The sequence below is a fragment of the Burkholderia sp. NLJ2 genome (assembly GCF_049487195.1).
Lineage (GTDB): Bacteria > Pseudomonadota > Gammaproteobacteria > Burkholderiales > Burkholderiaceae > Burkholderia > Burkholderia pyrrocinia.
Genome location: NZ_CP137809.1, coordinates 966211 through 982099 on the forward strand (window position 1 = coordinate 966211; position 15889 = coordinate 982099).

Sequence of the window (15889 nt, forward strand, 5' to 3'; positions counted from 1 at the left end):
GGAGAACGCACCATGCTGCTCATCGTCCTTGCCTATCTCGGCGGCGTGCTCACGATCCTGAGCCCGTGCATCCTGCCCGTGCTGCCGTTCGTGTTCGCGCGCGCCGACCAGCCGTTCGTGCGCACCGGCCTGCCTCTGCTGGCCGGCATGGCGCTCACGTTCGCCGTCGTCGCGACGCTCGCCGCCGTCGGCGGCGGCTGGGTCGCGCAGGCCAACCAGGCCGGCCGCTGGATCGCCATCGTGCTGCTCGCGGTGTTCGGCCTGACGCTGCTGATGCCGCGCTTCGCGGAACACCTGACACGCCCGCTCGTCGCCGCCGGCAACCGGCTCACCGGTCTCGCGCAGCGCGACGGCCGCCCGGCCGGCCCCGCGTCGTCGCTGCTGCTCGGCGTCGCGACGGGCCTGCTGTGGGCGCCGTGCGCCGGCCCGATCCTCGGGCTCGTGCTGACCGGCGCCGCGCTGCGCGGCGCGAGCGTCGGCACGACGCTGCTGCTCGTCGCGTATGCGGCCGGCGCGGCGACGTCGCTCGCCGTCGCGCTCGTGATCGGCGGCAAGGTGTTCGCCGCGATGAAGCGCTCGCTCGGCGCCGGCGAATGGATCCGGCGCGGGATCGGCGCGGCGCTCCTGGCCGGCGTCGGCGCGATCGCGCTCGGCCTCGATACGGGCGCGCTCGCACAACTGTCGACCGTCACCACCGGCGGGCTCGAGACGAAGCTCGTCGACCGGCTCGGCGGGCGGTCGAACGGTGCGCCCGCAACGACGGCCGCCACGGGCAACGCTGCCGACAACACGTCCGGCAACGCAAGCGGCGGCGCGATGATGGCCGCGACCGCCGATGCCGCGCAGGCCGGCGGCGCGATGATGCGCGCGGCCGGTACGACGCCGTCCGCGCTGCCCGTCGAAGGCACGCTGCCGTCGCTCGACGGCGCCGTGCAGTGGCTCAACTCGCCGCCGCTGACGGCGGCCGGCCTGCGCGGCAAGGTCGTGCTCGTCGATTTCTGGACGTACTCGTGCATCAACTGCCTGCGCACGCTGCCGTACACCAACGCATGGGCACGCAAGTACGCGCCGTACGGGCTCGTCGTGATCGGCGTGCACGCGCCGGAGTTCGCGTTCGAGCGCGACATCGGCAACGTGAAGAAGGCCGTGCACGACCTCGGCATCGACTACCCGGTCGCGATCGACAACGGTTATTCGATCTGGCGCGCGTTCGGCAACGAATACTGGCCCGCGCACTACTTCATCGACGCGCAAGGGCGCATCCGCCATCACCACTTCGGCGAAGGCGAATACGCCCAGTCGGAACGCGCGATCCAGTCGCTGCTCGCCGAGGCCGGCCATCCGGAAGCGCTGAACGTGCCGCTCGGGCTGGCCGGTGCGCCCGCGAAGGGCGCGCTCGCGGCAGCGGATAGCGCGGACGTCCGCTCGCCCGAAACCTATGTCGGCTATGCGCGCGCGCAAGACTTCTCATCGCCGGGCGGCGTCGTGCGCGACGCGGCGCATCGCTACGACGCGCCGGCCCGCCCCGATCTCAACGACTGGGGCCTCGCCGGCACCTGGCAGGTCGGCGCCGAGCGTGCGTCGCTCGCCGCGCCGTCCGGCCGGATCGTCTACCGCTTCCATGCACGCGACCTGCACCTCGTGCTCGGCCCGGGCGCGAACGGCCAGCCCGTGCGCTTTCGCGTGACGCTCGACGGCGCGGCGCCCGGTGCCGCGCACGGCGCCGACGTCGATGCGCAGGGCTACGGCACGGTCACCGGGCAGCGCCTGTACCAGCTGGTCCGGCAGCCCGGCGCGATCGCCGACCGCACGTTCGCGATCGAGTTTCTCGATCCCGGCGTCGATGCGTACGCATTCACGTTCGGTTGAACGCGGGCGCCGCACGCGGGCAACGCCGCCACCCGAGCACCGTCTTCCACAACGCATTCCGAAGGAGCAAACGATGAACCCGACACCCACTCGCGATTCCGCGCCGCGACGGCGCGCGGCGATGCTGCGCCGCATCGGCGCCATCGCCGTCGCGGCCACCGCCGTGTTCGGCTTCCAGCGCATCGTCAATTCGGCCGAGCCGATGCGCACCGTACCCGCACCGACGCTCGACGAAACGCCCGGCGCGTCGCACGACGAAACGGCCGTGCTCGCCGGCGGCTGCTTCTGGGGCGTGCAGGGCGTGTTCGAGCACGTGAAGGGCGTGAAGCAGGTCACGGCAGGCTATGCGGGCGGTGCGTCCGAAACCGCGCACTATGCACTCGTCGGCTCGGGGCTGACGGGGCACGCGGAATCGGTTCGCATCGTCTACGACCCGACGCAGATCACGTACGGCCGGCTGCTGCAGGTGTTCTTCTCGGTCGCGCACGACCCGACCGAGCTCAACCGGCAGGGCCCCGACGAAGGATCGCAGTACCGGTCCGCGATCTTCCCGACCAACGCGCAGCAACGCGCGGTCGCGACCGCGTACATCGCGCAGCTCGGCAGTGCGCACGTGTTTCCGGCGCCCGTCGTCACGCGCGTCGAGGCATACAAGGGGTTTTATCCGGCCGAGGCGTATCACCAGAACTACCTCGAACTGCATCCCGACGCGCCGTATATCGCGTTCAACGACCTGCCGAAGGTCGCCGGGCTGAAGCAGCGCTTCCCGGCGCTGTACCGCACGGACGCGGTGCTGTGGCGCGATGCCGGCTCGTGACCGGCAGCCGGCCGCGTGACGGGATGCCGCCCGCCGCGCGGCCGGGGGCCGGCGCACACCGCCCGCGGCCCGGTTTGCGCCGCATCAACGAAACCCCGGCCGTCATGCCGGGGCAAACCCGCATCGCGTCCGCCGCAACGGGCAACTTCGCGTAGACTTCTCTAGATCCCCGCCGCTTCTTGCGGCGCCCGGACTTTCTGCCCAGCCAGGAGACGTCACGCATGCTCGCAGTGCCTTTGCCTGACAGCAGCACCCTCGAAGAACCCTCTTCCGGCACGGGCGTGCGCGACCTGCGCCGCGTGCCCATTCACCCCGATCACTGGTATCCGCTCGCGTGGTCGCGCGAGCTCAAGCGCGGCAAGACGCTCGGCGTGCGCTTCGCCGGCGATCCGATCGTGCTCGTGCGCACCGAATCGGGCGCCGTGTACGCGCTCGAAGATCGTTGCGCGCACCGCCAGGTGCCGCTGCATGCGGGCGTCGTGAGCGGCGAGACGCTGCGCTGCTGCTATCACGGCTGGACCTACGCGTGCGACAGCGGCCGCTGCGTCGACGTGCCCTACCTCGGCCGCGAGCGTTTGCCGAACGGCGTGCGCGCGTATCCGTGCCGCGAAGCGCACGGGCTGATCTTCGTGTTCCCCGGCGACGCGACGCTCGCCGACACGCGGCCTTTCCCTGCGCTCGAATCGGCGGACAACCCCGCGTACAAGACCCGCCGCTTCGGCCGCGAGGTCAAGTGCCACTACTCGTTCATGCACGAGAACCTGATGGACATGAACCATCAGTTCCTGCACCGCAAGCAGATGGGACAGATGCGCGCGCGCTCGGTGGGCCGGCGCCGCGGCGACGACTGGGTCGAGGTCGACTACACGTTCGCGCGGATGGAGGGCAAGCAGCCGGTCGGCGAGGCGCTCGTGTTCGGCGCGAGCAAGAAGGCGTCCGACCAGTCCGACAAGAGCGTGATGACGGTGCGCACCGGCTATCCGTACCAGACGCTGCGGATTCGTTCGAGCGAAGGCACGCTCGTGATGGACCTGTGGATCGTCTACGTGCCGCTCGACGCCGAGCAGCGCACCAACCGCACGTTCGGACTGCTGTCGATCCACAAGCCCGGCATACCGTTCGCGCTCGATCTCGCGTGGCCGCTGCTCGTGTGGTTCACCGAACGCATCTTCCGCGAGGATCGCTGGATCGTCGAACGCGAGCAGGAAGCGCACGATCGCCAGGGCGCCGACTGGAACCACGAGGTGTTTCCGGTCATCAACGAGCTGCGCGACCTGCTGCGCCAGTGCGGCGCGCGCACCGTGATTCCGATCCGCGAAGCGCGCGACGGCGCGTGATACGTACGGCGCGCCGCACGACGTCGCAGGCGCGCCGCGACGCGCTCCGCTACAACCGGAACGCGCCCGGCAGCAACGCGTGTGCCGTCGTGACCTCGACATCGTCTTTCAGGTTGCCCAGGATCACTTCGATGTCGGGCATGCCGAGCTCGATGATCACCTGACGGCACGCACCGCACGGCGCGATCGGCCCGTCCGTGTCGCCGACGACCGCAAGCCGCGCGAAGTCCCCCGGACGATAGCCGGCGGCGATGGCCGAAAACATCGCCGTGCGCTCCGCGCAATTGCACAATCCGTAGGACGCGTTCTCGACATTGCAGCCGTGAAAAATCGTCCCGTCGCGCGCCTGCAGCGCCGCGCCGACCTTGAAGCGCGAATACGGCGCATACGCGCGTTCGCGCGCCGCCTTTGCCTGTTCGAGCAATTCGTCTCGTTCCATCTCGATGGTGCCTCCGGTGGTGTGCCGGGATGCATCGACGCGACCGCATCCCGGCACGCACGATACTCCCGTAATGTGAAGCGGCCGCCGATGCCCGCACGCTCCGTCCGTGCCGGCACGGGCGACCGGTCAACCGATCTGCTGGTGAATGGTCGGCGGCGCATCGCCCGTCTCGCCCAGCACGTAGCTGCGCTGGACCGCGTCCACCGCGCGCGCCGCCGCGGCGGCGTCGCGGGCGTGCACGCAACCGAGCGGTTGGCCGGCCTCGACACGCTGCCCGATCTCCGCAAGCTCCGACAGGCCGACACTGGTGTCGATCGCATCCGCCACGCGCGTGCGGCCACCGCCGAGCGCGACGACCGCCAGCCCGAGCGCGCGGCAATCGACCCGCTGCACGACGCCGCTCGCGTGCGCCGGAACCGGCACGATCACCGCCGCCCGCGCGAGATGACGCCCGTGCGCATCGACCAGGTCCGCGGGGCCGCCGAGCGCCACGACCATTCTCGCGAAGCGTTCCGCCGCCGCGCCCGAGTCGAGCGAGCGCTGCAGCATCGCACGCGCCTGCGCGGCATCGCGTGCCAGCCCGCCGGTGACGAGCAACTGCGCTGCAAGCGCCATCGTGACGTCATGCAGCCGGGCCGGACGTGACGTGCCCGTCAGGTAGTCGATCGCGCATCCCACTTCGAGCGCATTGCCCGCACACGGCGCGAGCGACTGGCTCATGTCGGTGAGAATCGCGGTCGTCTTCATGCCGGCGCCGTTGCCGACGTCGACGATGCTGCGCGCCAGTTCCGCCGATTGCTCGACAGTCGGCATGAACGCACCGGAGCCGACCTTGACGTCCATCACGAGCCCGTCGAGTCCTGCCGCAAGCTTCTTCGACAGGATCGACGCGGTGATCATCGCGACGGACTCGACGGTCGCCGTCACGTCGCGAATCGCATAGATGCGCTTGTCGGCAGGCGCCAGCCGCGCGGTCTGCCCGATGATCGCGACGCCGACGTCGCGCACCGTGCGGCGAAACGCATCCGTATCGGGCGTCACGTCGTAACCGGGGATCGCGCTGAGCTTGTCGAGCGTGCCGCCGGTATGGCCGAGCCCGCGCCCCGAGATCATCGGCACGTACCCGCCGCATGCGGCCACCATCGGCCCGAGCATCAGCGACACGACATCGCCGACGCCACCGGTCGAATGCTTGTCGATCACCGGTCCGTCGAGATCGAGCGCGCGCCAGTCGAGCACGTCGCCCGAGTCGCGCTGCGCGATCGTCAGCGCAACACGCTCGTCGACGCTCAAGTCGTTGAAATACACGGCCATCGCGAACGCCGCCACCTGGCCCTCGGTCACGCTGCCGTCGGTCACGCCGCGCACGAACGCGGTTATCCCGTCGCGATCGAGCGGCTGCCGATTGCGCTTCTGGCGAATGAATTCCTGCGGTAGAAACATCGTTGCATCTCCTCGATCGGTCAGGGGCCGCTGCGCGGTTCAATGCAGGGAGAAGAACAGGCCGGCAATCGCGGCGCTCATCAGGTTTGACAGTGTCGCGGCCGTCAGCGCGCGCAAGCCGTGCCGTGCGACTTCCGACCGACGCTCCGGCGCGACCGCGCTGAAGCCGCCCGCGAGAATGGCGATCGACGAGAAATTCGCGAAGCCGCACAGCGCGAACGACACGATCGCGAGCGTCTTCGGGTCGAGCACTTGCAGGCCGGCCGCCGTGACGTGTTCGCTGCCCTTCAGGTACGGCGACAGGTCGCCGTACGCGACGAACTCGTTGAAGATCAGTTTCTCGCCGATGAAGTTGCCGGCCAGCGTCGCGTCGTGCCACGGCACGCCGATGATCCACGCCAGCGGCGCGAACAGGTGGCCGAGAATGCCCAGCAGCGTGATCTGCGGAAAGCCCGCGAACGCGGCCACGCCGCCGACGATGAGGTTCATCAGCGCGATGAGCCCCACGAACGCGATCAGCATCGCGCCGACGTTGATCGCGATCCGCAGGCCGACCGACGCGCCGGACGCCGCCGCCTCGATCACGTTGGCGGCCCGCTTGTCGTCGAAATCGAGACCGTCGACCACGACGCGGCTCGGCTCGACGGTCGGAAACAACAGCTTGCCGAACAGCAGCCCGCCCGGCACCGCCATGAACGACGCGGCGAGCAGATACTCCATCTTCACGCCGAGGCCCGCGTAGCCGACCAGCACCGAGCCCGCGACCGACGCCATGCCGCTCGCCATCACCGTAAAGATCTCGGCGCTCGTCATGTTCCTCACGAACGGCTTCACGAGCGCGGGCATCTCGCTTTGCCCGAGAAAGATCGTCGCGACGGCCGAGCACGCCTCGATCCGGCTCACGCCGAGCACTTTCGCGAGCCCGGCGCCGAGGATCGCAACGATCCACTTCATCACGCCGATGTAGTACAGCACCGCGATCAGCGCGGTGACGAAGATGATCATCGGCAGCACGCGCAGGCCGAATACGAACCCGCCGTCGCCGAACAGCTGGAACATCCGGCTGTCGACCAGCCCGCCGAACACGAACGCGATGCCGTGATTGCCCATGTCGAGCACGCGATTGACGCCGTTCGCGGCCGCTGCCAGCGCCGCGCGACCCGACGGCACGAACAGCACCAGCGCGCCGATCGCGAGCTGCGTGAGCAGCGCGGCGATCATGGTCCGGCCGCTCACCGCACGCCGGTTGTTCGACAGCAGATAGGCAACCAGCAGCAGGAACGACATGCCCAGGAGACTGCGCAGAATATCCACCTTGTGCTCCTTTCTCTCAATGTTATTGGACTGTTCGGCGGGCAGGCCCGGCACGCCTGCGAAACGCCGTCGGTGGATATTACTCGTCGGCATGCACGCCGACAACGCAAACAAAATGGCCGCGTTCGAGCGACGTGGCGTTTTTCGTCGACTTGCTCAGTTCTTCTACATACCTGGAGATCGAAAAGACGAGATCGCGCTACGAGCAGTCCCAAATATTAAGAGAATTGACGAGATGCAGAGAGGAGGCGGGATCCCGCAGAAGCGGTGCCCGTACGCATGGGAAGACAAATGCAAGCGCGCGGGGCGTACCGTTGGAACGGACACGCCCCGCGCGACACGCGCCGTTCAGCCCGCGCGCTCGACCGGATGCGGTTCGCGCAGCCGGTTCGCAATGCGTGCGGCCTCGTAGTAACCGGCCGCCGGCGGCCGTTTCAGATAGTGGCCCGCGCCGCGCACCGCGCGCAGGTCGCCGTCGGCCCAGACGAGCGCGCCGCGCGTGAGCGTGTGCGTCGCGATGCCCTGCACGGTCATCCCCTCGAACACGTTGAAGTCGACCTGCTGGTGGTGGGTCTTCACCGAGATCGTCTTGGTCGCGGCCGGATCCCACACGACGAGGTCGGCATCGGCGCCCACCTGCACGGCGCCCTTGCGCGGATACAGGTTGAAGATCTGCGCGGCGTTCGTCGACGTGATCCGCACGAACTCGTTCGGCGTGATGCGGCCGTGATTCACGCCGTGATGCCACAGCACCGACATGCGATCCTCGACGCCACCGCAACCGTTCGGGATCTTCGTGAAATCGTCGCGGCCCATCGCTTTCTGCGACGCGCAGAACACGCAATGATCGGTCGCCGTCGTATGCAGTTGCCCCGCCTGCAGCCCGCGCCACAGCGCTTCGCGATGCTCGGCCGAGCGGAACGGCGGGCTCATCACGTGCGCGGCCGCACGCGTCCAGTCCGGGTCGCGATAGACGGCCTCGTCGATCACCAGATGGCCCGGCAGCACTTCGCCGAACACGCGCAGCCCCTCGCTGCGCGCGCGCGCGATCGCATCGGCCGCGTCCTTCGACGATACGTGCACGATATACACGGGCACGCCGAGCACCTGCGCGATGCGGATCGCGCGGTTCGCGGCCTCGCCTTCAACCTCCGGCGGCCGCGACAGCGGATGCGCCTCCGGCCCCGTCATCCCGCGCGCGAGCAGCGCCTTCTGCAACTGGAACACGAGCTCGCCGTTCTCCGCGTGCACGGTCGGCAGCGCGCCGAGTTCGAGCGAACGCGAGAAGCTGTTCACGAGAACCTCGTCGTCGGCCATGATCGCGTTCTTGTACGCCATGAAGTGCTTGAAGCTCGACACGCCATGCTCGCGCACGAGCGTGCCCATGTCGCGGTGCACGCTTTCGTCCCACCACGTCACGGCCACGTGGAAGCCGTAGTCGGCCGCCGCCTTCTCGGCCCAGCCGCGCCATTCGCGGAACGCGTCCATCAGCGGCTGCTTCGGGCTCGGGATCACGAAGTCGATGATGCTCGTCGTGCCGCCCGACAGCCCGGCCGCCGTGCCCGAGTAGAAATCGTCGCTCGCGGTCGTGCCCATGAACGGCAGTTCCATGTGCGTATGCGGATCGATGCCACCCGGCATCACGTACTGGTCGTGCGCGTCGACGACGCTCGCGCCGGCCGGCGCGTCGATCTTCTCCGCGATCTGCAGGATCGTGCCGCCGTCTTGCGGGTCGGCGCAGAGCACGTCCGCACGGTAGGAGCGGTCCGCATCGACCACGGTGCCGCCGCGAATCAGGATTGCCATTGGGTTGCCTCCTCGTTGACTGTCGGGTGCCGCATGCGGCGCTTGGGTCACATGCACTGCACGCGTCATGCGCTCGCGATCTGCGCGCGCTGTCCCGCGCGCCACTTCATCCAGGTGCCGTACACGCCCGACGCCAGCACGAGGCCGACGAACCACGCGTACGTGTAAAGCGTGTTGAAGAACGCCGGCACGTTCGGGAACGACGCCGGAAATGCCGTGTGCAGGAAGCCGGGCAGGTTCGGCAGCACGCCGACCGCGAGTGCGGCCAGCGCGGCCGGGTTCCAGCCGCGCGCATAGCTGAAGCCGCCGCGCTCGTCGAACAGCGCGCGCGTGTCGAGCTGCGTGCCGCGAATCAGGAAGTAATCGACCATCAGGATGCCCGCGACGGGCCCGAGCAGCGCCGAATAACCGACGAGCCAGGTGAAGATATAACCGTCCGTCGTCGCGAGGATCTTCCACGGCATCATCACGATCGCGATCGTTGCGGTGATCATCCCGCCCGCGCGGTACGAGATGGCCTTCGGCCACAGGCTCGAGAAGTCGTACGCGGGGCCGACGAGGTTCGCGGCGAGGTTGCAGCACATCGTATCGAGCGTGAGGATCACGAGCGCGATGCCCACGCCGATGCCCGTCATCCGACTCGTCAGGTCGATCGGGTCCCAGATCGCATTGCCGTAGATCACGACGGTCGCCGACGTCACGACGACCGACACCACCGACAGCAGCGCCATCGGCAGCGGCAGCCCGATCGACTGCCCGATCATCTGGTCGCGCTGCGAATGCGCGAAGCGCGTGAAATCGGGAATGTTCAGCGCGAGCGTCGCCCAGAAGCCGACCATCGCGGTCAGGCCCGGCCAGAAGGTCGCCCAGAACAGCCCGGCCTTCTTGCCGCCCGCCGCGAACTGCGACGGCGCCGACAGCATCGAGCCGAAGCCGCCCGCCTTCGACGTCGCCCACCACACGAGCGCCACGCACATCACGACCTTGATCGGCGCGGACCAGCTCTCGAGCCAGCGGATCGAATCGGTGCCGTGCAGGATGAAGTAGATCTGCAGCGCCCAGAACACGAGGAAGCACGCGAGCTGCCCGAACGAGATGCCGACGACCGGCAGCGCCGCGCCGTGCAGCGCGTTGCCGGTCAGGATGTTCAGCAGCGTGTAGATCGCGCTGCCCCCGAGCCAGGTCTGGATGCCGTACCAGCCGCACGCGACGATCGCGCGCAGCAGCGCCGGCAGCTTCGCGCCCTGCGTGCCGAACGACGCGCGCACGAGCACCGCGTACGGAATCCCGTGCTTCGCGCCCGCATGGCCGATCAGCAGCATCGGCACGAGCACGATCAGGTTGCCGAGCAGCACGGTCATCACCGCCTGCCACGGCGACATGCCTTCCTGAATCAGCCCGGCCGCGAGCATGTACGACGCGATGTTCATCACCATCCCGACCCACAGCGCCGCGAAGTGATACCACTTCCACGTGCGCTGCGCCGGCGTCGTCGGCGCGAGGTCGTCGTTGTACAGGCTGCCGCCCTGCGCCGCGGCGCTGTCGGGATCGGCGGGGGTCGCTGCTGGTTTCATCGAAGGCACTCCACGTAAACGTCAGCGCCGGCATCGCGCGATGCCGGCCCACGGGAACGAAAAACGGCGGCGCCTGATATCCCGCGCCGCCGGACGCCGGTCAAGCCGCCTTCGCGTGCTTATCGGGCGCCGCCGCCGGGCCCGCACTCGCGCCCGCGTCGGCACGCGTCGGGTTGTTCGGATGCGTGGTCCAGTTTGCGTACTCGCCCGAGTCGACGCGCTCCATCGTGATGCATTGCTCGACCGGACACACATGCATGCAAAGATTGCACCCGACGCACTCCGAATCGATCACTTCGAAGTGCCGCACGCCGTCCTTCGTCGCCGTGATCGCCTGGTGCGACGTGTCCTCGCACGCGATATGGCACAGCCCGCACTGGATGCAGCGATCCTGGTCGATGCGCGCCTTGATGTCGTATTTCAGGTTCAGGTATTTCCAGTCGGTCACGTTCGGCACCGCGCGGCCGCGCACGTCGTCGAGCGTCGCGTAGCCCTTCTCGTCCATCCAGTTCGACAGCCCGTCGGCGAGATCCGACACGATCCGGAAGCCGTAATGCATCGCCGCGGTGCACACCTGCACGCTGCCGGCGCCGAGCACGATGAATTCGGCCGCGTCGCGCCAGGTCGAAATGCCGCCGATACCGGAGATCGGCAGGTTCGGCGTTTCCGGATCGCGCGCGATCTCCGCGACCATGTTCAACGCGATCGGCTTGACTGCCGGGCCGCAATAACCGCCGTGCGTACCCTTGCCGTCGACGGTCGGCATCGGCGCCATGTGATCGAGATCGACCGCGACGATCGAGTTGATCGTGTTGATCAGCGACACGCCGTCCGCGCCGCCCTTGTATGCGGCGCGCGAGCCCATCCGGATGTCGCTGATGTTCGGCGTGAGCTTCACGAGGCACGGCAGCTTCGTGCCTTCCTTGACCCAGCGCGTGACCATCTCGACGTATTCGGGCACCTGCCCGACGGCCGCGCCCATCCCGCGCTCGCTCATTCCGTGCGGGCAGCCGAAGTTCAGCTCGACCGCATCGGCGCCCGTATCCTCGACGAGCGGCAGGATCCATTTCCAGTCGCGCTCGTTGCACGGCACCATCAGCGACACGATCAGCGCGCGGTCCGGCCAGTCGCGCTTGACCTGCGCGATCTCTCTCAGGTTCACGTCGAGCGGGCGGTCGGTGATCAGCTCGATGTTGTTCAGCCCCGCGATGCGCTGGCCGTTCCACTGCACGGCACCGTAGCGCGAGCTGACGTTGACGATGTGCGGATCGAGCCCGAGCGTCTTCCAGACGACGCCGCCCCAGCCCGCCTCGAACGCACGGTTGACGTTGTAGGCCTTGTCGGTCGGCGGCGCGGACGCGAGCCAGAAGGGATTCGGCGAAGTGATGCCCGCGATGGTGCAGCGAAGGTCGGCCATGTTCGGCTCCGTGAGAGTGGGGTCGCTATCGTGGATGCGTGGATGCGTGGATGCGTGCGTGTGCGCTTATGCCGCCTTCGCGTCGCGCTGCGCGAGTGCCGCGTCGATCGACGCGGCCGCGCGCTTGCCGTCCTGCACGGCCTGCACCGTGAGGTCGATGCCGTCCGTCGCCGCGCAGTCACCGCCGGCCCACACGTCGGGCAGTGCCGTGCGCCCGTTCGCGTCGACCGCGACGCGCGAGCCGTCCGCAGTCAGCAACGCGGCCGCGATGCCGTCGGGCACCAGTGTCTGGCCGATCGCCTTCAGCACCATGTCCGCATCGACGGTGAAGCGCTCACCCGATGCCGCTTCAAACTCGACGCCCGTCACCTGCCCGTTCGCACCCGCGATGCGCACGGGCTTCGCGTGCGTGACGAGCGTGACGCCGCTCTTCTGCGCGAACTCGCGTTCGGCCCACGTCGCGTTCATCGCATCCACGCCGCGCCGGTAAACCATCGTCACGCGCTCGGCGCCGAGCTTGCGGCTCTGCACGGCCGCATCGATGGCCGTATTTCCGCCGCCGATCACGACCACGCGCCGCCCGACCGGCACGTTCTCCAACCCATCGGCCTGCCGCACCTGCTCGATGAAGTCGACCGCGTTCATCACACCGGCCAGGTGTTCGCCATCGATCGCGAGCGCACGCACGCCGCCGAGGCCCATCGCGAGAAACACCGCGTCGTGCTGCTCGCGCAGCGTGTCGAGCGTCATGTCGCGTCCGAGCGCGACGCCCGTGTTCAGCGTGATACCGCCGACCGACAGCAGCCATTCGACTTCACGCTGCGCGAAATCGTCGACGGTCTTGTACGCGGCGATCCCGTATTCGTTGAGGCCGCCGGCCTTCGGGCGTGCGTCGAACAGCGTCACGCGGTGCCCGGCGAGCGCGAGTCGGTGCGCGCACGCGAGCCCGGCCGGCCCCGCACCGACCACCGCGACATGGCGGCCCGTATCGGGCGCACGCGTGAAGCGCACCGCACCGGCTGCCATCGCCCAGTCGGTCGCATGACGCTGCAGCGCGCCGATCGCGACAGGCTGCGCATCCTGATGGTTGCGCACGCATGCGCCTTCGCACAGGATCTCGGTCGGGCACACGCGTGCGCACATCCCGCCGAGCGGATTCGCGGACAGGATGTCCGTCGCCGCGCCTTTCAGGTTGCCGTTGCCGATCTTGCGGATGAAGCTCGGAATGTCGATCTGCGTCGGGCACGCTTGCACGCACGGCGCGTCGTAGCAGTAGTGGCAGCGGCTGGCAGCGGCCGCCGCGGCAGTCGGATCGAGCAGCGGCGCGATGTCGGCGAATTCGCACGAGAGTTGCGTGGACGACAGGCGATGCGCGGCGATATCGCCGGTTGGCTTGGTGGTCATACGCGTTCCTTCGACTGGGTGGAGACAAAGCCGTCCCCGCCGGCTGCGAATGCACAGTCGGGGCGGTCACGCTTAGGAATGCTACGGTCAGGCGATGCGCAGCCTGCCGGCTGCTACGGTCGATTCGTCATGAAGCCGGCTCGCACGCGCGCGACAGCATTGCGTGCAGCAGCACGTTCGCGCCGGCCTCGATCCACGCGGGCGTCGCGTCCTCGATCTCGTTGTGGCTGATGCCGTCGACACACGGCACGAACACCATCGACGTCGGCGCGACCTGCGCCAGATAGCATGCATCGTGCCCCGCGCCCGACACGATGTCGCGGTGCGAGTAGCCGAAGCGATCGGCCGCGCCACGCACGGCCTCCACGCACGCCGGATCGAACGCGACGGGCTTGTAGTAGAAAATCTGCTCGAGTTCCGTTTCGAGCCCGATGCCGGCCGCGATGCGCGCGACGCCGTCGCGCAGTGCGGCATCCATCCTCGCGAGCACCGCGTCGTCCGGATGACGGAAATCGACGGTGAAGAACACGCGGCCGGGAATCACGTTGCGCGAGTTCGGGTGGACCTGCATCATGCCGACCGTCGCGCAGCCGAACGGCGCGTGATCGAGGCCGATCCGGTTGACGAGATCGACCACGCGCGACGCACCGAGCAGCGCGTCGCGGCGGCGCGGCATCGGCGTCGGCCCGGCATGCGCTTCCTGGCCGGTGAACGTGATCTCGTACCAGCGCTGCCCCTGCGCATCGGTCACGACGCCGATCGTCTTGCATTCCGCTTCGAGAATCGGTCCCTGCTCGATATGCAGCTCGAACGCCGCGTGCAGCTTGCGCCCGCCGCACGGCACGTCGCCGGCGTAGCCGATGCGCGCCAGCTCCTCGCCGATCGTCTTGCCGTCGACGTCCTTGCGCGACAGCCCGTATTCGAGCGGGAACACCCCCGCGAACACACCGGACGCAACCATCGCGGGCGCGAAGCGCGAGCCCTCCTCGTTGGTCCAGATCACGACCTCGACCGGATGCTCGGTCTCGATCCCGCGATCGTTGAGACTGCGAATCACCTCGAGGCCGCCGAGCACGCCGTAGATGCCGTCGAAGCGGCCGCCCGTCGGTTGCGAATCCGCGTGCGAACCCGTGACGACCGGCTCCGCGTCGGCCACGCGGCCCGCGCGGCGCATGAACACGTTGCCCATCGTATCGACCGTCACCGTGCAGCCGGCGGCCTTCGCCCAGCCGACGATCAGGTCGCGGCCGGCCTTGTCCAGATCGGTCAGCGCGAGGCGGCACACCCCGCCTTTCGGCGTCGCGCCGATCTTCGCGACTTCCATCAGGCTGTCCCACAACCGCTTGCCGTCAACCTTGATCGACGGGTCGAAGACCGGCCGCTTCACTGCTTCCGATACCGCGTTCATTCGCATCGCTCCTGTGGGGTCGGTGATGTCGTCAGACCGGTCTGTGCCGGTGCATGCAATGCCTGTTCTGGGGCGTACCCGCCCATGTGCGGTGCATGCCCTGGTCGTGCGCGAAGGTCGCCCGACGAATCGCCGGAACTGCCTTCCGCCGCTCGCCGAATCCTGTCCGATTGGACAGGTTTTAGACGATCAAAATGACCAAAGCAATGTCTTTCTTTCGCAGATCGATAGAGCGAGAAACGTGCCATCGCAACGCAACATCACTGCGGATGCGCGGTTTCCGCACGCGTGCGTTCGACGCGGATCAGCGGCTAGAATGAAGCCCAACGCGGCATGCCCGCCGCGCGAGGGTAACGATGAGACATGACGAGGCGGCAGCCGAAGCGACCGACAGCGACGAAACGTCCGCGCCTTTGCGGCGACGCAAGGCACACATCCGCGAGTCCAACGAAGCGCATCTGCTCGCCTGTGCGGAGGCCGTGTTCGCGGAGCGCGGGCTCGACGGCGCGAGCACCGCGATGATCGCGGAACGCGCCGGCCTGCCGAAGGCGAACCTGCATTACTACTTCCCGACGAAGCTCGCGCTGTACCGCCGCGTGCTCGACGACCTGTTCGAGGACTGGCATCGCGCGGCCGGCTCGTTCGAGGCCAGTGACGATCCGGTGGAAGCGATCGGCGGCTACGTGCGCGCGAAGATGGATCTGTCGCGACGGCGACCGCTCGGCTCGAAAGTCTGGGCCAACGAAATCATCCACGGCGCGGAGCACATGCAGGACATCCTGTCGGAACGCGTGAAGCCGTGGTTCGACACGCGCGTGAAGGTGATCGACGGCTGGATCGCACGCGGGCTGCTCGCGCCGATCGATGCGCACGCGCTGATGTACCTGATCTGGGCGACCACGCAGCACTACGCGGATTTCGATGCGCAGATCCGCGCGCTGAGCGGCAAGCGCACGTTCACGCGGAAGGCGTTCGACGAGAAGACCGAACAGGTCGTGCAGCTCGTGATTCGCGCGTGCGGCGCGGTGTCGCCGGATGCGGAACGACAGGCATGAACA

At 68.4% G+C, this 15889-nt stretch carries 12 protein-coding genes; 4 read left to right on the top strand and 8 right to left on the bottom strand.

Translation table 11 applies throughout. The features are described from left to right. Positions 1-12: 12 nt before the first annotated feature. The 3 genes from R9B84_RS20970 to R9B84_RS20980 all read left to right on the top strand — a co-directional run bounded on the left by R9B84_RS20970 (position 13) and on the right by R9B84_RS20980 (position 4023). Positions 13-1869, top strand: a complete 1857-nt coding sequence (locus R9B84_RS20970) for a cytochrome c biogenesis protein DipZ (protein ID WP_423760265.1) — start codon at positions 13-15, stop codon at positions 1867-1869. Positions 1870-1942: 73 nt separating this feature from the next. Continuing rightward, positions 1943-2686, top strand: a complete 744-nt coding sequence (gene msrA, locus R9B84_RS20975; RefSeq protein WP_423760266.1) for a peptide-methionine (S)-S-oxide reductase MsrA — start codon at positions 1943-1945, stop codon at positions 2684-2686. A 221-nt stretch (positions 2687-2907) separates the two neighbouring features. Continuing rightward, a complete protein-coding gene (locus tag R9B84_RS20980) occupies positions 2908-4023 on the top strand; it encodes a Rieske 2Fe-2S domain-containing protein (protein ID WP_423760267.1) in 1116 nt (371 codons plus the stop codon). Between the two features lie 49 nt (positions 4024-4072). Here the strand turns inward: R9B84_RS20980 and R9B84_RS20985 are convergent, their stop codons facing one another. The 8 genes from R9B84_RS20985 to R9B84_RS21020 form a co-directional block, all read right to left on the bottom strand. Further along, positions 4073-4462 (bottom strand): cytidine deaminase, encoded by a 390-nt coding sequence (locus R9B84_RS20985; protein WP_423760268.1) that lies wholly within the window; start codon positions 4460-4462, stop codon positions 4073-4075. Positions 4463-4591: 129 nt separating this feature from the next. Continuing rightward, positions 4592-5908, bottom strand: a complete 1317-nt coding sequence (gene deoA / locus R9B84_RS20990) for a thymidine phosphorylase (RefSeq protein WP_423760269.1) — start codon at positions 5906-5908, stop codon at positions 4592-4594. Between the two features lie 39 nt (positions 5909-5947). Further along, the gene (locus R9B84_RS20995) at positions 5948-7222 is read right to left on the bottom strand and encodes a NupC/NupG family nucleoside CNT transporter (RefSeq protein WP_423760270.1); all 1275 of its coding nucleotides are present in this window, start codon (positions 7220-7222) and stop codon (positions 5948-5950) included. Between the two features lie 348 nt (positions 7223-7570). Then, positions 7571-9028, bottom strand: a complete 1458-nt coding sequence (hydA, locus tag R9B84_RS21000; RefSeq protein WP_423760271.1) for a dihydropyrimidinase — start codon at positions 9026-9028, stop codon at positions 7571-7573. 65 nt (positions 9029-9093) lie between these two features. Beyond that, a complete protein-coding gene (locus R9B84_RS21005; protein ID WP_423760272.1) occupies positions 9094-10602 on the bottom strand; it encodes an NCS1 family nucleobase:cation symporter-1 in 1509 nt (502 codons plus the stop codon). Between the two features lie 100 nt (positions 10603-10702). After that, the gene (gene preA, locus R9B84_RS21010) at positions 10703-12019 is read right to left on the bottom strand and encodes an NAD-dependent dihydropyrimidine dehydrogenase subunit PreA (protein ID WP_423760273.1); all 1317 of its coding nucleotides are present in this window, start codon (positions 12017-12019) and stop codon (positions 10703-10705) included. A gap of 66 nt (positions 12020-12085) precedes the next feature. Continuing rightward, entirely contained in the window at positions 12086-13423 is a 1338-nt protein-coding gene (locus R9B84_RS21015; RefSeq protein ID WP_423760274.1) for an NAD(P)-dependent oxidoreductase, read from the bottom strand. A gap of 127 nt (positions 13424-13550) precedes the next feature. Further along, positions 13551-14831, bottom strand: a complete 1281-nt coding sequence (locus tag R9B84_RS21020; RefSeq protein ID WP_423760275.1) for a Zn-dependent hydrolase — start codon at positions 14829-14831, stop codon at positions 13551-13553. Between the two features lie 356 nt (positions 14832-15187). On the opposite strand from R9B84_RS21020, the gene R9B84_RS21025 reads away from it, so the two are divergent. Next, positions 15188-15886, top strand: coding sequence for a TetR/AcrR family transcriptional regulator (locus R9B84_RS21025; RefSeq protein ID WP_423760276.1), 699 nt, complete (start codon positions 15188-15190; stop codon positions 15884-15886). Positions 15887-15889 lie beyond the last annotated feature (3 nt).

What these genes read in the sequence shown, in the direction of transcription:
- deoA (WP_423760269.1), bottom strand. Translation starts at nt 5,908, where the DNA reads ATGTTTCTACCGCAGGAATTCATTCGCCAGAAGCGCAATCGGCAGCCG.
- preA (WP_423760273.1), bottom strand. Translation starts at nt 12,019, where the DNA reads ATGGCCGACCTTCGCTGCACCATCGCGGGCATCACTTCGCCGAATCCC.
- R9B84_RS20980 (WP_423760267.1), top strand. Translation starts at nt 2,908, where the DNA reads ATGCTCGCAGTGCCTTTGCCTGACAGCAGCACCCTCGAAGAACCCTCT.
- R9B84_RS21005 (WP_423760272.1), bottom strand. Translation starts at nt 10,602, where the DNA reads ATGAAACCAGCAGCGACCCCCGCCGATCCCGACAGCGCCGCGGCGCAG.
- R9B84_RS20970 (WP_423760265.1), top strand. Translation starts at nt 13, where the DNA reads ATGCTGCTCATCGTCCTTGCCTATCTCGGCGGCGTGCTCACGATCCTG.
- R9B84_RS20985 (WP_423760268.1), bottom strand. Translation starts at nt 4,462, where the DNA reads ATGGAACGAGACGAATTGCTCGAACAGGCAAAGGCGGCGCGCGAACGC.
- R9B84_RS21020 (WP_423760275.1), bottom strand. Translation starts at nt 14,831, where the DNA reads ATGAACGCGGTATCGGAAGCAGTGAAGCGGCCGGTCTTCGACCCGTCG.
- R9B84_RS21015 (WP_423760274.1), bottom strand. Translation starts at nt 13,423, where the DNA reads ATGACCACCAAGCCAACCGGCGATATCGCCGCGCATCGCCTGTCGTCC.
- R9B84_RS21025 (WP_423760276.1), top strand. Translation starts at nt 15,188, where the DNA reads ATGAGACATGACGAGGCGGCAGCCGAAGCGACCGACAGCGACGAAACG.
- hydA (WP_423760271.1), bottom strand. Translation starts at nt 9,028, where the DNA reads ATGGCAATCCTGATTCGCGGCGGCACCGTGGTCGATGCGGACCGCTCC.
- msrA (WP_423760266.1), top strand. Translation starts at nt 1,943, where the DNA reads ATGAACCCGACACCCACTCGCGATTCCGCGCCGCGACGGCGCGCGGCG.